Below are 16,731 nucleotides of genomic sequence, written 5' to 3' on the forward strand. Positions count from 1 at the left end.
GTTAAATTAATTAGCGCTAAGTAATTTAATCAAGTTCCACGATATAAACAACTACTTTACCGTGGATTATCAAATTTTCATTATCAATGTTTGTAATATAATCATAAAAACGTTGATCATGAGAGTCAGGTCTAAATATAATTCTGTCGCCATCTCTAAAATAGTGCTTTACAGAATAATCACCACCATCTGAATAAACTACGATATCTCCTTGTTTTAAATTATGGGCTTCGATAGGTTTAACAGCAATCAACGAACCATCAGGAATTTTTTTATTCATGGACTCTCCGTTCACCTTCATCATAAATATTTCTCGATCTCCTGCCCACTTACCCATAACTGAGTCAGGGACTTGGATTTCATCTGCTTCTGTAATGCCATCTACACGCAATGGTAAACCAGCAGATATAGATTGAGGATAATAATTATAATTATAGGCAGCTCTTTCTTCTCTTATAATATTGTTATCTTTGTCGAATTCTTCCCATCCCATTAAATATGCTGGGGAGACTTTCAATGCCTTTGCTAACGGTTGAATAATATCAATCGGCATGTTTTCAATTTCACTGCTTTCATATCTATATACCGTAGCTCTATTTTTACCTAGCATTTCTGCTAGTTGATCTACAGATAGTTTAAGTTCTTTTCTTCTCTTTCGTATTCTATCGCCTATTTTCAATGTTATCACCTCACTTTCAAATAGATTATAACACAGTTTGTCGCAAATATGCAACAAAAAATGAATGTTTTTAGCGACAAATTATTACAAAATGCGATTTTTGTCTTGACACTAGAAAAGTAATCCTTTATGATGTAATTAATCGCACGACACGCGACAAAGTGGAGGGGGTGTGAATAGCGTGAATGTAAACAAGTTAAAAGGGAAAATTGTAGAAAATGAAATGAACATTAGAGAATTGGCCGAAAAGATTGGTATAGATAGAAGTACTCTTTACAGAAAACTGAACAACAAAGGTGACACTTTATCAATTAAAGAGGCTAATCGAATCGTTTACGTATTGAATTTAACAAAAGAGGAAGCAACTTCAATTTTTTTTAATATTGATGTCGCGCCATGTGCGAAAAAAGAAAATAAGGAAGGAGTTGAATGTTCATGAAAAACATGGTTAGTCCCACATTTGTGCTTGCATAGCATGTATCGAGGGAGGTGCAAAGATTGAGAAAAAAAATTAATTACACTGTTAGGCATTTTAGAATTATTAACGGTGTAAAACAAGAATTCAATCCTTGCGAACATAAGGAGCTGGCTGATCGATGTAAATTAGCTTATGCATTTATGACAACTGGTAAAGAACATGTGCTTGTTGAAAAAAAGTAATCCCTAAGTAGGGATTGCTCCGTAGGACAAGCTTTCAAAAAGAAAAGGAGGTAAACCCACATGATGCAAGAGAAACTGCAATCGTTTCACCAACGCTTTGACAACATCATGCAAGCACCTAAGCGGATCCGTAACAAACGGTTAGTTACTTTGATGGAGGATATGGAAAGGACGTATAACATTCCATTGCTTTATACGGCAGCGTATACGTTCAACAACCCAGAAGTAATGAAGCTTTATAGGCAAGTTAGTTATGCAAGAGACTTTGAGGGAGGGAGATAAATGCCTAGTAAGTTGTCAATGTTTCTAGAAAAGGATCAAGAGAAGGCAGACAAGCAGTTAGCTGTTTATGATTACAACTTTATGCATGCTGCCCGTTGTGTTGCGCAAGGTGAATTTGAAAAAGCAGCTATACATCACCGCAATGTAGCCCATGCGCTAGAAGAGTTACAGCGTATGAAGAACAGCAAGAGTTCGACTGATGAAGCTAGGACGATCTTGAGACAAATAGAAAAGCAGGAAGCAACCAGGAGGAATTGGTTTTGAATAAGCTACTGGAACCAGATGTGTTTTATCCTGTTGCATTTGGTCTTGTCGTAGTTGGTAATTGGTTGATTTTAATTAATTTATGAAGGGGAGTGAAGCAATGTTCCAAGTTAAAATAACCGATTTAGGAAGAAAGAAAGTGACTGTTACTGAAGATATGGAGGTAGTGAATTTCAATAACCTTTTAAGCATGGTACTTCCGCATCTAGTTTCATCAGATATACATTTCGTGGTCAATTATGGTAGCGGCTATGTTTATGCAGGATTTCGCTCTGTTGGAAAAATAGAAGTAACTCCAATTTAAAAGGTAGGTGATGAACGATTGTACACAGCAAAAGATTTCACTATCAATCTATTAGGTGCTTTGTTGGTAGCGCTGGGTATTATATTAGTTTTGTTTTAAAAAGAAAAAAGCCTGATGTTGGCGCATCAGACTAATAACAATATACTAATTAGCTTCATTATATCGTAACAACATGTAATGAAGCAACAGGGAGGAATAGATCGTGGATTTTAATGTGCGAACACAAATCCAACAGTCGGAAATTAACGGCTTGTATAACGAAATGGAAGAACTAAAAAAGAAGCGCAAGCAATTAAAAGAAAGCATTGATGATAAAGAAGAAAAAATCATTAGCCATATTTTGAAGCATGGAAACGTGATTGCTTATAAGAATGATAATCCGCATGTCTTAACTGTAAAGAACGGTCATAGCACCAAGTTTGATAAGTCTGCTCTTGCTAATGATCTTGGAGTTAGTCAAAAAGAATTAGATTATGTGGGCGTTGCGGAGTTTGTAGAGAGTAAACAAATTACGTCACAAAAGTTGAATGAATATTACTATCAAGAACCAACGCAAAAGTTAAATGCACGTAAGGCTAAAAAGGCAGATATGGTCTTGATTCTAGGTGGTCGGGTATGAGTCAGGGACCTGAAAAACGTGTAGAAAATCAAATTAAAGGATACCTGGACAAGCTAGGTGCTTATCACCGCAAAACACACGGCAGTCTTTTTAGTAAAGCAGGAACGCCGGATATATTGGCTTGTGTAAAGGGTAGATTCGTGGCCATTGAAGTAAAACGTGAAGAGGGTGGGAAGGTGTCACCACTACAAGAAGCAAATATCCAAATGATACAAAAGGCAGGTGGAATTGCATTTGTCACAAGCTCTCTTGAACAAACGAAGCACTATTTTAAAAAATTCGATCTTGTATGAGTTTCAAAAAAACTTATTAAACAGCATAGATAAAAATTACATCGTTGCAGCAGACACAGGAACAGGTAAAACCATTATGGCCATCTATCATTATTTGCGACACACCAAAGGGGAGCCATTATTGATTGTGGCTCCACCACAAAAGATTAAAGAAGGCGGTTGGGATAGAGATATTAGTTTTGTTTCTGAGCAGCACAATATCGCTATTGAGTACGAAACACTTAGCTATGGTGTGTTAGCAAAGCGTTGGAAAGATTATAACGGCTACTTTGTAGTGTACGACGAATGTCATTACATCAAGAACCCGACTAGCCAAAGAGGGAAAGCTGGTATTAATTTAACCAAGATCGCGAAGCATTATCTTCTATTAAGTGCAACGCCAAGTAGTAACGGTTGGGGAGATACGATCGCTTATATGATAATGTTCGGCTATTACAAAAATAAGACTCAATTTCTTAAGGAGCATGCTATCTACGATGATATGTATGTCGGTAGACCTAAACCAGTAAAAGTTGTATCTGACTGGAAAGACCAGGAGAAGTTAAAAGAAATCTATCAATCTTTTAGTATAAAGTTGGCCAAAGAAGATTGTCTCGATTTACCAGGGATTGTGTTTCATGATATTAGCTTTAAAGCTACTAAAGAATACAACATCATCAGTAAAGATCGAGTCTTAAATGATGAATTATATGACAGTGTACCGAAGTTGCAGCATGGACTCCGTTTCCACGCAAACCAAGTAGACAAATTGAAATACTCGGAAATGCTTGCAGAAGGTACAAGTGAAAACATTATTATCTTTTACTACTACCAGGAAGAAAAAGAACAGCTACAAAAGATAATGAAGAAGCTAGGGAAAACCATCTTTGAAGTGAGTGGGCAAAAGACAGCTCTACCGAAGAAAAATGATTGGAACGGATTATCTAATAGCGTAACGCTTGTACAGTATATGGCTGGTTCGGCGGGAATCGAGTTGCAATATGCCAACGTGGTTGTCTTTTATACACCAACCTATAGTTTTCAAGACTACGAACAAGCTTTAGGACGAGCATATCGGAACGGCCAAAAGAAAAAAGTAACTGTCTACAGATACATTACTAAAGGTACAGTTGAAGTCAGCATTTACAATGCGTTAAACGATAAAAAAGATTTTACTGAAGAATTATTTAAGAAGGAGATGGGGATATGACTAATTTATTACCTGCAAAAGAGGAACCGAACGTAACCAATAAAAGAAATCTTTATGTTGGTGGATCTGATATACCAACCATTATCGGGCTAAACAAATATAAAAGTCAATATGAACTCGCTCAAGAAAAAGTCGGTATTAAGAAAAATGAATTTAAAGGTAATGAGTTTACGCAGTATGGAAACATCATGGAACCAATGATAAGGGATTACATCAATGCGTTAAATGAAGTGATGTTTGTACCGGATACACGCATTGGTGATGGGATACGCTCCAACACAGATGGTTATGAGACGGAGCATCAATTGATACTAGAGATTAAAACGCACGGAAAAAATCTCAATACAAAGCCTTACATTGCTCAAATGCAATTGTATATGTATCAGTTTGATTGTGATTATGGTTGGTTAGCATTGTACGAACGACCATCGGATTTTGACACGGAGTTTGATGCAAATAGATTACAAGTTCAAGAGATTGAACGTGATGATGCTTATATCGAAAAGATATTAGATGCCATAGAAACCTTTTGGATCCGTTGCGAATTTTTAAAAGAGAGCCCAAAAGCTACAGAAGAAGATTTTATCAACTTTGGTCAAAACGAAGTGATGATCTTTGCTCGTGAAGTCTCTAAATTGGAAATGCAATTGGCTGAGTTTAAAGAACTCGAAAAGCAATATAAAGACGCTAAACAAAAGTTACATGATGCCATGGAAGCTTATGACATCAAAAAATACGAAACAGATTATGTAGTGATTACTCGTATTCTGCCAGGAGAGCGTAAGTCGTTTGATAGCAGTAGATTTAAAAAAGACTATCCTGATCTTGCTGAAGAATATCAGAAAGTAAGTAAGACAAAAGGGTCGATAAGGATAAATGTGAAGGAGGAAGTGTAAATGGGTGAAATGGCAGATTATTATTTATCAGAAATGTACGCTGATTTTGCAGATCAAGTAACACGACCAAAAAATAAAGAAAATCAATATAAAACAGAAAACGTCCTTAACCGAACAAACTGGGTAGATGGACAAGGTACCGTTCACGAATTAAAGGATATGGACAGGAGTCACTTGCAAAATGTTCTGTTCTTTATCTATAAAAGTCGAGATCGTTATTGGTTAAATTGCAAAGATGTTTCTTTAATTGAGAAGTTTAAAGATGGCGATGAGTTTTTTCAACTTGTCATTCGAAACAGCACCATTTGGAAAGCTATCATTGCAAAACTTCAAAGACCAGTGGAAGTTTTCAACTTTGAATTTAATGTACCAGGGGAGAAGAACAACCATGATCGCAATAATCGGTAAAGAAACTAAAAAAGTTTACATCAAAGGTGACCAGGCATACTGCTTTCGCGTCTTAAATAAAAAATATCCGTATAAAAACGGAATTGTTTACCCAGAAGCTTTGTTGGTGGTGAGAATTTGAGATTAAAAATAATAAAGACCGTAAAAGTTCAATGGACGCCAGCTTATCAAAATTATTATTCGGCCGGTGATGAAGCAGAGCCGTTCTGTGATGAATATGAATTCTACTTGCTAGATAATTTTAAATACTGTCCTGGTTGTGGCGGCAATTTAAACTGGGACGAATATCAAGACAAAAGATATATCTAAAAAAATGGAGGAATAAATAACATGTCTATTTTACCAAAAAACGAAAGAAAAGCAGCTAAAGAAACACCACGTAACTTTGTAATCTATGGAGGTACTATGCACGGGAAGACGTACTTTGCTGACGAGTTTCCCAATCCTCTTAACTTAAATACCGATGGTAACGCAGAAATGATCGAGACGCCATCGCTTAACATTAATAACCAACGTAACGCCAAAGGGGATATTACTAGGTCAGCTAGTGATCTACTGTCTGACATTATCCTGGAGCTTGAAACAACAAAACATACGTATGAAACAGTGGTTATTGATGTGATTGACGACATCATCACCATGTTTGAACAAGAAATCACGGAGGAACACAATGTTAAATCTGTTGGTGACATTGCTTGGGGAAAAGGCCATCAAATGCTTGAAATGATGGTAAGAGTGCTGGTAATGAGATTAAAAGAATTATCCATGAAGAAACAGATTAATATTCTTTACCTTTCCCGTTTAAACATTATCGAGGAAAACGATGTAGAGAAACATGTTCCGTCCTTAAAGCTAAAATGGTTAAACATCGTCAATGGTAACTCGGATTACACGATTCTTTGTCGCAAGATTGGGAAAAATTATATTCGACAAGTGGAAAGTAAACGGAAGAATTACACACAAGATAAAGTGGATGATGAGCGTATAAAAGATTTATTAAGCACTGTCATTGGCGCCTTTGATAAATCGAAGAAAACAAGCACGGATGAAGCGAAAAAGATTGTCGCTGAACAAGAGAAACAGCAAGCTGCACAGCAAAAAATGAAACAAAAAGAGCGTGAGCAGGCTGAGAAACAAACCGAAGAAAATAAAGCACAGGAACCAAAACAAGAGTCTGAAAAAACGGATGCCGAAAACAAAAAGACTGCTCCAACGAGAAGACCACCACGAATTAGTCCGAAGGTGTAAGGTATGGCAACCACATTTGAAATCGTATTGGCAGTTAGTTGTATTATAAGCGCTTATGTAGGGCACTCGTTCGGCGAGTATTCTACAAACCGTAATATCAAAGAAATTGTAAAACAAACTCTTAAAGAAAAGGATGATCAATAATGGGATTTAACTTAAAAGAAGTGGCAGCAGAGATTTTAAATGACGGGTTCGACCCACGCACCGATTCTGTAGGGGATGACTTTGAAAACTTACCAGACGGTTTATATGATGCCATTTTTACGGATGTAAGCTGGAGATCAAATGACAAAGGTACAAAATGGCTTAGCTTTGAATTTGAGATTCAAAACGAAGGATATGAAAACCGTAAATATTTTGGCAACATCTTTTTCAGTAATGAAAAAATGTTACAGCTTAACTTGAAACGAGCAATGAAAACAGCTGCTGTTTTAGATGTTGATGTAACCATTGAAGACTTTGAAGATGAACAAGTGTTGGTTGAAGCCTTAAAAGCAGGATTAGGATCGCAATGTATGATTGAATTGAAAACAAATAAAAAAGGAACATTCCAGAATTGGGAAGCTCTTGAAGATGTGCCGTTTTAATAAATGAGGTGAATGGTTTGTTTACCTACTACGATCTGGAAGTATTTAAACATGATTGGCTAGCCGTGTTTATTGATGATGAAGGCACGATAACCAAAATGCACAATGATAGGAGCGCTCTTGAGCGCTTTCTATCTAGTGTGAATTATCTAGTCGGCTATAACAATTACAACTATGATGACAAAATTATTGCTAGCATTTTAAAAGGTGTGGATCCATACGAAACATCGAAAAAGATTATTAGTGGTAAACGATTTAATTTGAAGTTACAAAAGCCACTGTCTTTAGATGTTATGCAAGAGTTAAAAGGATTGAGTCTTAAAGAAGTACAAGCTAATTTGGGTAAATCTATTATAGAAACGCCAGTAGATTTTCATATTAATCGCCCATTGGGCAAACAAGAAATCGAAGATACTTTTAAATATTGCACAAATGATGTATTGACCACAAAGGAAATCTTTGAAGAACGAGAATCTTATTTTGCATCTAAATTAGAAATGATAAGAGAATTTAAGCTATCAGCTACAAGTATGAAAAAAACAATAGCTAACCTTGCAGCAGAAGTTTTAAAAGCAAAGCCGTCACACGATAATGACCGATTACATATTACGTATGATTATCGGTTGCCAAAACACGAATTACCTACAGCTGTGGTGCATTTTTACAACGAGATTGAAAAGCGATTTAAAAAAGGCGAAAGTCACGAGTTATTAGAACGAGAAAAGCTCACATATCAATTAGCTGGCATTGATCACATTTATGGGTTCGGAGGTTTGCATGCGGCAAAGGAGCAATATCAAGGAGAAGGGAATTACATGCAAATTGACATTGCAAGTTATTACCCTTCTTTAATTCTTAATAACGGATTTGCTGACAATATTAACATGGATACGTACAAGCAAATCTATCACCAAAGACAGCAATTAAAGCTGTCCAAGGACTCGAAAGAAGAAGTCTACAAGCGAATACTCACAAGTGTGTACGGCTCTATGAAAAGTAAGTACAACAAACTATATAATCCAAGGCAAGCAAACAATATAGTAGTTAATGGCCAATTGATCATGACGCACCTCATTTGTTTATTGGAGAGATTTGCGGAGCTTATACAGACCAATACAGATGGGATTATTGTTAAATATGAAAAGGGTTTTGAAAAAAATATGATCAAGCTGTTAGAACTATTTGAGAAACATTATGATCTTAAGTTTGAAATAGATTTTATCACAAAAATAGCACAACGTGATGTAAATAATTACGTAATCCAATACAGGGATGGATCCATTAAAGCAAAAGGACGATTTGCGAATTACGAAGGTGGTAATTTTGCAAGAAACAGCTATGCAGTTATTGATAAAGCACTAGTGGACTATTATATACATGGCAAACGAATCAATGAGACAGTCATAAACCTTTGGAAAAAACGTCAATTTAATTACTTTCAGTTGGTGGCCAAAGCAGGAAAGTTTGATGGCATGGCTCAGGAGATTAAAGAGGACACGCTTCTTGAAGGAACTTATAGTAGTTACTTTGATAATTTGCAGCAAGTAAATCGAATTTTTGCCACAAAGGACAGGTACTTAGGATCTGTTTATAAAACGAAAAAGGATAAAGAAACCAAATATAACAAAGTCTCTTATACGAGTGAGAATTGCTTTGTATGGAATGATGAACTGAAAAAGTTAGATAAAAGAAAGATTAATTTAAACTGGTACATTAAACAGATTGAAGGGTGGTTGTTTTGATATCAGTTAAGGAGGTTTTGGGGATGACTGATAAAGAACAATCGAATGATATTGATATAACGGTTTTAGCTAACCATGGTGATGATTTATATGTAGTAAGAACCACTAAAGAAAAATATGAAACAATTCAATTTTTAGTTAAGCAATCAATATTAGATTTGGTAAAAACAAACAAAAAAAACAATCGGATTTAATTAAATTTTTAGGGGTGTTTAGAAAGGAGATCAAAAATGATAAACAAATCAATTAACCAATTATGCGAAGAAGCTTTTCATATAGCCAAGTCCAAAGGATGGCATGATGAACCGAGAGAAACTGGTACGTTGCTTGCTCTTATCCATAGTGAGGTATCAGAAGCATTAGAAGCTGATCGAAAAGGAAACCAGGAAAACTTTGAGGAAGAACTGGCAGATGTTTGCATACGTGTTTTTGATCTTTGTGGCAGCAAGAATATTGATCTTGAAGATGCGATTCACACGAAAATGGAGAGAAATAAAGGCAGAACATACAAACATGGTAATAAAGCTTACTAATCACTAACAGCTATCATCAGAGAAGGGAGGTCTCCATCTTTGCTTAAATACATTGAGTTAAACGACAACAAGGAGCCAGTGCATAAATTATCCACGTTTAGTACTGATCATAAAAATTATAAAAATGCTGCTGTTCTTTTGGATAATAAAACAGTTGTGGTAGACTTTGACGAACCTAGTTCAGTAGAAATTGGCAACCTCATATACAACCAAAATCCAACATTAAAAGTACACACCAAGAGAGGCTTCCATCTTTACTATCGCAAACCAAAAGGTGTGTATATAAAAAATTGGGTAGGCAAGCTTACCAATGCTGGTATCTTAGTAGATTATAAGCATACTAGTAAGCAGCCAATAATTATTAAACAAAACAATAAGTTAAGAAAAATGGATAACGGTAATCTCTTGGGTGAGTGGTCAAGCTTGCCCGAGCTTCCCTTTCTTTTGTGGCCAAATAAACTTACAGAAGTATTATATGGTTTAACAGATGGCCAAGGTCGTAACAGTAATTTGTACAGTCATCTATTAACTGCAAAAGAAATGTATAAGCGTGATGTAAAAGAAATAGCTACATTTATTAACAAGTATGTCTTTGCAGATGCATTAAAAGAACGAGAATTAGAAAACATTTTAGGTAGTGTTAATTCGAAGAAGATTGATGAAAGTAGTAATCAGTTTTTAAACAAGAAAGACATGATAATGACCAGTGAGGTATTGGTTGAAAAGTTAGATATACATTATTTCAGAAGTAAGATTTTCTTTAAACAAGATGGCCATTATATATCTGATGAGAATTTACTCTTACGTGCCATCGATCGATTGATTAAGTTAAAACCTTCACAGCATAAAGAATTAAAGGAGCTGTTTAAAATAAAAGCAACATTACAAGATGATGACGATCTACCAGTACAGTTTAATAACGGTTATTGCCTGTACGATAACGAAATCGTAGAAGTAGACCCTGGATTCACTCCCTTCTTTTTAGACGTAGCTTATAAAGAAAATGTCTATGACGAACACGTAGATAAGTTCCTAAAATGGTTTACATGTAACAGGATGGACTTACGTCAATTTATTGAAGAAGTGTTTGGTCATATTATCATGACAAAAGGTTTCCCTCACCGTGCTTTCTTCTTTTGGGGTGAGAGCGGTGATAACGGGAAAAGCACGTTAATCAAGATGATACAGTCGTTTGCAGAAGGATTACACACGAACGTACCGTTAGATAAATTTGATGATGATACGACGGTTTTTAGTTTAATTGGTAGGTTGCTCAATGTGGCAGATGATATCAATGCTAGCTACTTGGATAAGTCTAGTAACTTTAAAACAATCGTGTCTGGAGATCCAGTTATGATACGTCCGATTTATTCGCCTGCCACAACGTTAAACAATAAAGGCACGCTCATATTTACGTGTAACGAGATACCTGTCTTTAAAGATAAGTCTGGTGGGATAAAAAAGCGTATGCGTGTTATACCATGTGATGCTGTGGTTGAGGAAAGAGATATGGAGATTGATAATAAGCTGTCGACGGATAATGCGAAATCTTATATTTTACGGTTAGCGATTGAAGGGATGCAGCGCATCATAAAACAAGGAGATTTATCTGATTGTAAAGCTATTACTGATATTACAAAAGAGTATTTTGTTCAGTCGGATAGTGTGCTGGGCTTTTTGGAGAATTACAGCGTTGATGGGAAAGATACAAAGAATGCTTATATGCAATATACATTGTATTGTGATGAGTCAGGTCTAAAAGCTGTTGGCTCTACAGAGTTTGGTAGAAGGTTGAAAAAAGAGGGGTATGACAAGAAGAGGGTTACTAAAGGAAACAAAAGACCATGGATATATAAGAAACTAATTAAAAATGTCTCAGATAATGCCTTAAATTCATAAAATATCTAGGACAGCTGATAAAGGTTGGTATATCAATGTTTTGACAAAATAAATTAGAAATCAACTGTCCTAGATCAAAATTACATCTTGGACACCCTCAAACCCTTATTATATATATATTTATAGATATATTATTTCTTTTTGTCCTAGATAAAATACTAATGTTAATTATAAAAATAAAGATTAAGTACTTAAAGAGGAGTTTAAGAAATATAAAAGAATTTCAAGCAAATTTGGGACATATGCTTCAATCCCTTATCTCTCTAGGTTTAAATCCTATTTTCTATCTAGGACACTAATCTAGGACACCACAACTAAAGGACTGATGAAATGACATATGAAGAAGAACGCAAAAAGTTAATTGAACAAGCTCATGAGTTTGTCTCTTTTCCTCCGCCGGATTATTCAAAGATGACAAATGAGCAAATTAGACGCAGGACGGAGATTGTTAAAAAGTCATTCGAAGTAGCTTTTGATGACGATTCGGATGAAGATGATTCACATTAAGGCAGGTGGGCATATTGTACGAATGGCTGAAAGATTATCAACAATTAAAACAGGATATCGATTACCTAGAATATAGGCTAGATCGTGAAGAGACCGAGCTTAAAAGATGGGTTGAGGGTGATCTAGCTGGTGTTAAACTCACTGACGAATCTGTAGCTGCTAAATTAGAAGAGCGTATTCAACTGTTGAAAAAAGATATTGATCTTAAAAAAAGACAGTTACAAAAGCTGGTTAATTTAGTAAATACATTTAAAGGTCTTGATAATAGAATATTAAAGTTGAAGTATATAGACGGTATGACTTTAGAAGATATTGCTGAAAGGTTGAATTATAGTGCAAGCCATATAAGAAAGAAACATGCTGAATTAGTTAAAACAATTAAGTTTGTAGAAATGTATCATTCTTGTTCACTCATAAAGTGAATTGAAACCATTGTAAATCTGTTTTATAGTAGTAGCATAGAAAATTGACGAAAAGGGCAGCTGTTCTTAGTTGTCCTTTTTTTACGTATGTACTCAGGTATATAGCTTGGGTGCTTTTTCTTTACAAAATATTTAGGAGGCTGAAAATATGGGAATCCAAATTATTAATCCACTTGATTATGGTGCTGTTGGGGACGGAATTAATGATGACACGCAAGCTTTTATAAGAATTGAGGAAGAAAATCATAATATGCTTGTAAACTTATTGGGGAAAACTTATTTTGTTACTAAGAAATTTTCTAGAAACATTTATCTTAATGGTGATTTCAAAATTAACAATATGTTATACGACGCTCCGTTTCAGATTACACGAGCTGGAAACACAAATGTATTTTCTGGAAAGCAAGCAGGTGAGTCTAATGACTTTTATTACGAAAAGTCAGGTGGTTATAGAAATGTGGGTATTGGAGAATTATCATTAAACAAGAATGGGAGTAATATTGAAAAGGCCGGATGGCGTAACGTTGCCGTTGGACATTCATCTATGAGAGATAATATTGTAGGCTATAATAACGTTGCAGTTGGTGATTCAGCACTTGAGAGAAATATTGGACGTATTATTAATTCTGAAGGTAAACCTGATAGAAATGATGAGGGAAGTCGCAACACGGCACTTGGTTCCTACGCTTTAAGATATAATGTTTCAGGAAGAGGGAACGTTGGATTAGGAAGAAATGCAGCACATGCAAATGAAACAGGAAATTATAATACAGCTGTAGGAACAAACGCTTACTCTGGAACTGTAACAGAAGGCGGTCAACAGGACCGAAAACAAGCAAGTGAGAATACTGCTGTTGGTTATAATTCGCTATTTAACACAAACGCAAACCGCAATACAGGTGTTGGATCCTGGTCTTTATACAATAATAAAACAGGTATCTATAATACAATAGTGGGATGGCGATCAGCGTTTTCCTCTAAGGCAAATAACCGTTTAATCTCTATCGGTTCTTCTACAATGAGAGATTTAGAAGGTTCAGGAAATCACGATAATGTTGCTGTAGGAACCGAAGCAATGCGTTATTTAAAGCAGGGGCATTCTAATACTGCTTTAGGTGATAAAGCTCTTTCCTATGATGTAAACGGTAATCCTTTAACAAATGTTAAAAATTCAATAGGGATTGGCAAACAATCCAGAGTATCAGGAGATAGTCAGTTACAATTAGGAAGCAGTGGAATAACAACATATGCTTATGGAGCAATTCAAAACCGCTCAGATAAAAGGGATAAAGCAGATATAAAAGATACAGCTTTAGGGTTAGAATTCATCTTGAAATTGCGTCCTAGAGATTTTAAATGGGATTATCGTGATGATTATATTGAACTTAACAATGATGGATCTGTTACTAAATTAAAAAAAGACGGCACCAAAAAGCGTAATAGGTATCATCATGGGTTGATTGCTCAGGAAGTAAAAACTGTAATGGAAGATTTAAATGTAGATTTTGGAGGGTTCCAAGATCATAAAGAGAATAACGGTAACGATGTTCTGACAATTGGCTATACGGAGTTAGTTGCACCATTGATAAAAGCAATACAAGATTTAAATATAAAAGTTGAATCACTCAATCGAGAAATTGAAGAGTTAAAAAAATAATTAGTAACCAGAGCATTAAGTATAACTTGGGTGTCTTTTCTTATTGCATAACTTTTCCAACTCTATCATAATAAGTGTATACATATTGATGGAGGGGGAAGAGGATGAAAAGAACATTACTATTGTTATTAATTGGTTTGTTAACCTTTGCTTTAGTCGCTTGTTCTGATGATAAAGGCAATGAAACTAAGGTAAAAAAAGAAGAATCAACACAGGAAGAAGACAAGGAAGATAACTCTAAATCCGAAGATGATATGTCGCAAGCAGAATGGACGGAGAAAAACCATCCTGAAAAAATGCCATCTACCGACCCTTTAGAAGTGGGAAATAAAAATAATGATAAAAACATTTTTCAAGATGGAGCAACAACAATAACTATTGTCGGTAGATATGTTGGTGACCAAACGGATGAAGATGGTTTTAATACAATAGAATACAAAGATACGAAATTAAGATTTGCTTTAGTGATAGTGGAAGGTGAAGAAGGCGATCAAGAGGTAGGAATGTTTGGGGAAAAAATAAACAACGGCGATACCTTAATGGATTATGATGATACCATCAGCATAACAACAGATCAGAAAGAAAAAGGTTATACATGGTTTCAATTAAACGGGCCTATTGATCCAGGGTTAAAAGAAAAGTTCTTTGATTCTTTCGATCTTCAATATGATATTCCAGAAACACTTACCTTTACGATGAGAAAGCCTGTGGAGAATGAAGAAGAATATCTTATGAACGAAAACGAAAGAAAAGTTATTGCTGAAATAGAATTTGAAAAGGAATGAATTTGTAAAGACATCTAGAAAATAAACGATAAATAAAGTCGTGCAAAAGACACTCACATAGATGGGTGTCTTTTTATTATTGCAGAAAGGAGAATGCAATAAATGTTTAAAGAAAAAGCTAGATGTGACCATTGTTCGAAGCTTACCAAGATAGAATTTAAAGAAAAGAAACACCCGAACGAAGTAAAAGAAACATATTTCAAATGCGAACATTGTCATCATAGATATGTTTGTTTTGTTACGGATAAAAAGGTGCAAAAAATGCAACGTAAGAAGAGAAATCTTAAAGGTCATTATAATATTCAAAAACGGTTGGATTTGCAGGAAGAAATCAACCAACGAATGGCTAAATTGAAGCATAACCTTATCCAATTCGGTCATGCTGACATTTAATATTTAACTCATTTTAAAGCACTCAAGTATATAGCTTGGGTGCTTTTTTATAAAATATAATAGAAGGGAATGTTATTTGTGTCAAAAGAATTCATTGCAAGTGATTCACAAGAATTATTTTTATTTGATTTAGAATTAGAAAATGTCACTATTAACCAAGGTTTGACTGTTAACGAAGAGTCGGGGGAGTTTTATGCCACTCAAGTTTATAACAATTTTAATAGAAGTGTGGAGAGCTTTATTGTTACGCGAACTTCGTTGGGAGGAAAAAAGTTAGACAGTATGATTTTTCGAGACGGGGGGCACGGAACATCTATAGGAGTTGAAAACGTAAAGGGAAAATCATATATATGGACAAATATGATCGATCTGAATAATGATGGCTCAATTAATACTCAATGGTTATGCAGAATACCGTATTTAGCTGGAGAAACAGTATCTATTAAAGATTCTAAAGTTGAAAGGATTATTGAGTTTCCAGATAGAAAGAGGTACCAAACGCCCTTTACAGATTCAAAAAATGGTTTAATTGCTTTAAGAATAACAGATACAAATTCTGGAACTAATAAAAGTGAAATTCAAGTTTACAAAACAGATGATTTGAAAAATGGCATATTTAATAACGTTATATACAGCTATAAATTTACAAACGATATGAACTCAAAAATTTTACAAGGTTTAGCTATTGACAATAATAAATTGTATATAACTTTTGGAGATAGAGCAGAAAATTTTCATTTGTACTGCATAGATTTAGTAACGGGAAGAATTATAGATGAAATTAATAGAGCTATAGGGCATGCTCCAGATGGAAGGTACATTAGGGGGTTTGGCGAACCCGAAGGATTATACCTTTATACAGACCCTTATTCAGGCTATAAAACTTTGCTTACTGTTATTGTAGGAGACGAGGTAGGACGAAGAAGACAAAGACTTTTTGCCTTATCAAGTAACATCGGAGTTCAAAAATTTCTTGGATTATCAGCCGAAAGTGTACAAAGGGTTCCACTAACCAGACATGATAATAAAGCAAAAAGGATTGATATAAGTAAAATTAATTCCTTAAAACAGATCATTGAGCCCGGATCATATTACTTAACAACAGCAGAAGGGAACAAAATGGATGATCACCCGATGAAAAATGTTGCTGGATGGTGGCTTTATGTATCAGGTGGTGACACTACGAGGAATCACGTATCAGGCTGTCACCAAATATTAGCAAGAAACTCAAGTGTTCACGGTACAATGTTTGTTAGAACAGTAATAGGAAATGCTAAAGGAGCTTCACCATGGTTTAAATTAGACATGAAAAAGTTATAGACTCATATAAGGAGAATAAACAAGGGCACCAAAAAAGGTGCCCT

25 protein-coding genes are annotated in these 16,731 nt (G+C 35.1%); 24 read left to right on the forward strand and 1 reads right to left on the reverse strand.

Annotated features, from left to right (window positions below):
• Nucleotides 1-25: 25 nt before the first annotated feature.
• Entirely contained in the window at nt 26-679 is a 654-nt protein-coding gene (locus tag BKP57_RS20825) for a LexA family protein (protein WP_072742278.1), read from the reverse strand.
• A gap of 181 nt (nt 680-860) precedes the next feature.
• On the opposite strand from BKP57_RS20825, the gene BKP57_RS20830 reads away from it, so the two are divergent.
• The 24 genes from BKP57_RS20830 (at nt 861) to BKP57_RS20925 (ending at nt 16,687) form a co-directional block, all read left to right on the forward strand.
• A complete protein-coding gene (locus BKP57_RS20830) occupies nt 861-1,118 on the forward strand; it encodes a helix-turn-helix domain-containing protein (protein WP_072742279.1) in 258 nt (85 codons plus the stop codon).
• 59 nt (nt 1,119-1,177) lie between these two features.
• Complete coding sequence (locus tag BKP57_RS22590) at nt 1,178-1,339, forward strand: hypothetical protein (protein WP_198035013.1); 162 nt, start codon at nt 1,178-1,180, stop codon at nt 1,337-1,339.
• A 60-nt stretch (nt 1,340-1,399) separates the two neighbouring features.
• The gene (locus BKP57_RS20835; protein ID WP_072742280.1) at nt 1,400-1,621 is read left to right on the forward strand and encodes a hypothetical protein; all 222 of its coding nucleotides are present in this window, start codon (nt 1,400-1,402) and stop codon (nt 1,619-1,621) included.
• A complete protein-coding gene (locus BKP57_RS20840) occupies nt 1,622-1,885 on the forward strand; it encodes a hypothetical protein (RefSeq protein WP_072742281.1) in 264 nt (87 codons plus the stop codon).
• A 100-nt stretch (nt 1,886-1,985) separates the two neighbouring features.
• Nucleotides 1,986-2,189, forward strand: a complete 204-nt coding sequence (locus tag BKP57_RS20845; protein WP_072742282.1) for a hypothetical protein — start codon at nt 1,986-1,988, stop codon at nt 2,187-2,189.
• A 202-nt stretch (nt 2,190-2,391) separates the two neighbouring features.
• Nucleotides 2,392-2,808 carry a hypothetical protein gene (locus BKP57_RS20850; protein ID WP_072742283.1) on the forward strand — a complete coding sequence of 139 codons (417 nt, stop codon included), beginning with the start codon at nt 2,392-2,394 and terminating at the stop codon, nt 2,806-2,808.
• On the forward strand, nt 2,805-3,101 hold the full coding sequence (locus BKP57_RS20855; protein WP_072742284.1) for a VRR-NUC domain-containing protein: 297 nt from the start codon (nt 2,805-2,807) through the stop codon (nt 3,099-3,101). The genes BKP57_RS20850 and BKP57_RS20855 overlap by 4 nt, the downstream gene beginning before the upstream one ends.
• Nucleotides 3,094-4,290 carry a helicase-related protein gene (locus tag BKP57_RS20860; protein ID WP_232231256.1) on the forward strand — a complete coding sequence of 399 codons (1,197 nt, stop codon included), beginning with the start codon at nt 3,094-3,096 and terminating at the stop codon, nt 4,288-4,290. Before BKP57_RS20855 ends, BKP57_RS20860 begins: the two co-directional genes overlap by 8 nt.
• Complete coding sequence (locus BKP57_RS20865) at nt 4,287-5,186, forward strand: YqaJ viral recombinase family protein (protein ID WP_072742285.1); 900 nt, start codon at nt 4,287-4,289, stop codon at nt 5,184-5,186. The genes BKP57_RS20860 and BKP57_RS20865 overlap by 4 nt, the downstream gene beginning before the upstream one ends.
• Nucleotides 5,187-5,594 (forward strand): hypothetical protein, encoded by a 408-nt coding sequence (locus tag BKP57_RS20870; protein ID WP_232231257.1) that lies wholly within the window; start codon nt 5,187-5,189, stop codon nt 5,592-5,594.
• Nucleotides 5,595-5,711: 117 nt separating this feature from the next.
• Nucleotides 5,712-5,903, forward strand: a complete 192-nt coding sequence (locus tag BKP57_RS20875) for a hypothetical protein (protein ID WP_072742286.1) — start codon at nt 5,712-5,714, stop codon at nt 5,901-5,903.
• A gap of 21 nt (nt 5,904-5,924) precedes the next feature.
• Nucleotides 5,925-6,842, forward strand: coding sequence for an AAA family ATPase (locus BKP57_RS20880; RefSeq protein WP_072742287.1), 918 nt, complete (start codon nt 5,925-5,927; stop codon nt 6,840-6,842).
• Nucleotides 6,843-6,845: 3 nt separating this feature from the next.
• Nucleotides 6,846-6,986, forward strand: coding sequence for a hypothetical protein (locus BKP57_RS22360; protein WP_156875391.1), 141 nt, complete (start codon nt 6,846-6,848; stop codon nt 6,984-6,986).
• The gene (locus BKP57_RS20885) at nt 6,986-7,429 is read left to right on the forward strand and encodes a hypothetical protein (protein WP_072742288.1); all 444 of its coding nucleotides are present in this window, start codon (nt 6,986-6,988) and stop codon (nt 7,427-7,429) included. Before BKP57_RS22360 ends, BKP57_RS20885 begins: the two co-directional genes overlap by 1 nt.
• A gap of 8 nt (nt 7,430-7,437) precedes the next feature.
• The gene (locus tag BKP57_RS20890; protein WP_232231258.1) at nt 7,438-9,171 is read left to right on the forward strand and encodes a DNA polymerase B; all 1,734 of its coding nucleotides are present in this window, start codon (nt 7,438-7,440) and stop codon (nt 9,169-9,171) included.
• Nucleotides 9,172-9,194: 23 nt separating this feature from the next.
• Nucleotides 9,195-9,365 carry a hypothetical protein gene (locus BKP57_RS22365; RefSeq protein WP_156875392.1) on the forward strand — a complete coding sequence of 57 codons (171 nt, stop codon included), beginning with the start codon at nt 9,195-9,197 and terminating at the stop codon, nt 9,363-9,365.
• Nucleotides 9,366-9,401: 36 nt separating this feature from the next.
• Nucleotides 9,402-9,704: a MazG nucleotide pyrophosphohydrolase domain-containing protein gene (locus BKP57_RS20895; protein WP_072742290.1), complete on the forward strand. Its 303-nt coding sequence runs from the start codon at nt 9,402-9,404 to the stop codon at nt 9,702-9,704.
• A gap of 39 nt (nt 9,705-9,743) precedes the next feature.
• Entirely contained in the window at nt 9,744-11,603 is a 1,860-nt protein-coding gene (locus BKP57_RS20900) for a phage/plasmid primase, P4 family (RefSeq protein ID WP_072742291.1), read from the forward strand.
• 330 nt (nt 11,604-11,933) lie between these two features.
• Nucleotides 11,934-12,110 (forward strand): hypothetical protein, encoded by a 177-nt coding sequence (locus BKP57_RS22595; RefSeq protein ID WP_198035015.1) that lies wholly within the window; start codon nt 11,934-11,936, stop codon nt 12,108-12,110.
• Nucleotides 12,111-12,124: 14 nt separating this feature from the next.
• Nucleotides 12,125-12,532 (forward strand): sigma factor-like helix-turn-helix DNA-binding protein, encoded by a 408-nt coding sequence (locus BKP57_RS20905; RefSeq protein ID WP_072742292.1) that lies wholly within the window; start codon nt 12,125-12,127, stop codon nt 12,530-12,532.
• A gap of 148 nt (nt 12,533-12,680) precedes the next feature.
• Nucleotides 12,681-14,189, forward strand: a complete 1,509-nt coding sequence (locus BKP57_RS20910) for a tail fiber domain-containing protein (RefSeq protein ID WP_072742293.1) — start codon at nt 12,681-12,683, stop codon at nt 14,187-14,189.
• A gap of 104 nt (nt 14,190-14,293) precedes the next feature.
• A complete protein-coding gene (locus BKP57_RS20915; protein WP_072742294.1) occupies nt 14,294-14,974 on the forward strand; it encodes a hypothetical protein in 681 nt (226 codons plus the stop codon).
• Nucleotides 14,975-15,076: 102 nt separating this feature from the next.
• A complete protein-coding gene (locus BKP57_RS20920) occupies nt 15,077-15,367 on the forward strand; it encodes a hypothetical protein (RefSeq protein ID WP_072742295.1) in 291 nt (96 codons plus the stop codon).
• Between the two features lie 78 nt (nt 15,368-15,445).
• Nucleotides 15,446-16,687 (forward strand): phage baseplate protein, encoded by a 1,242-nt coding sequence (locus BKP57_RS20925; protein ID WP_072742296.1) that lies wholly within the window; start codon nt 15,446-15,448, stop codon nt 16,685-16,687.
• Nucleotides 16,688-16,731 lie beyond the last annotated feature (44 nt).

The organism is Virgibacillus sp. 6R, assembly GCF_001895305.1.
GTDB lineage: Bacteria > Bacillota > Bacilli > Bacillales > Amphibacillaceae > Virgibacillus > Virgibacillus pantothenticus.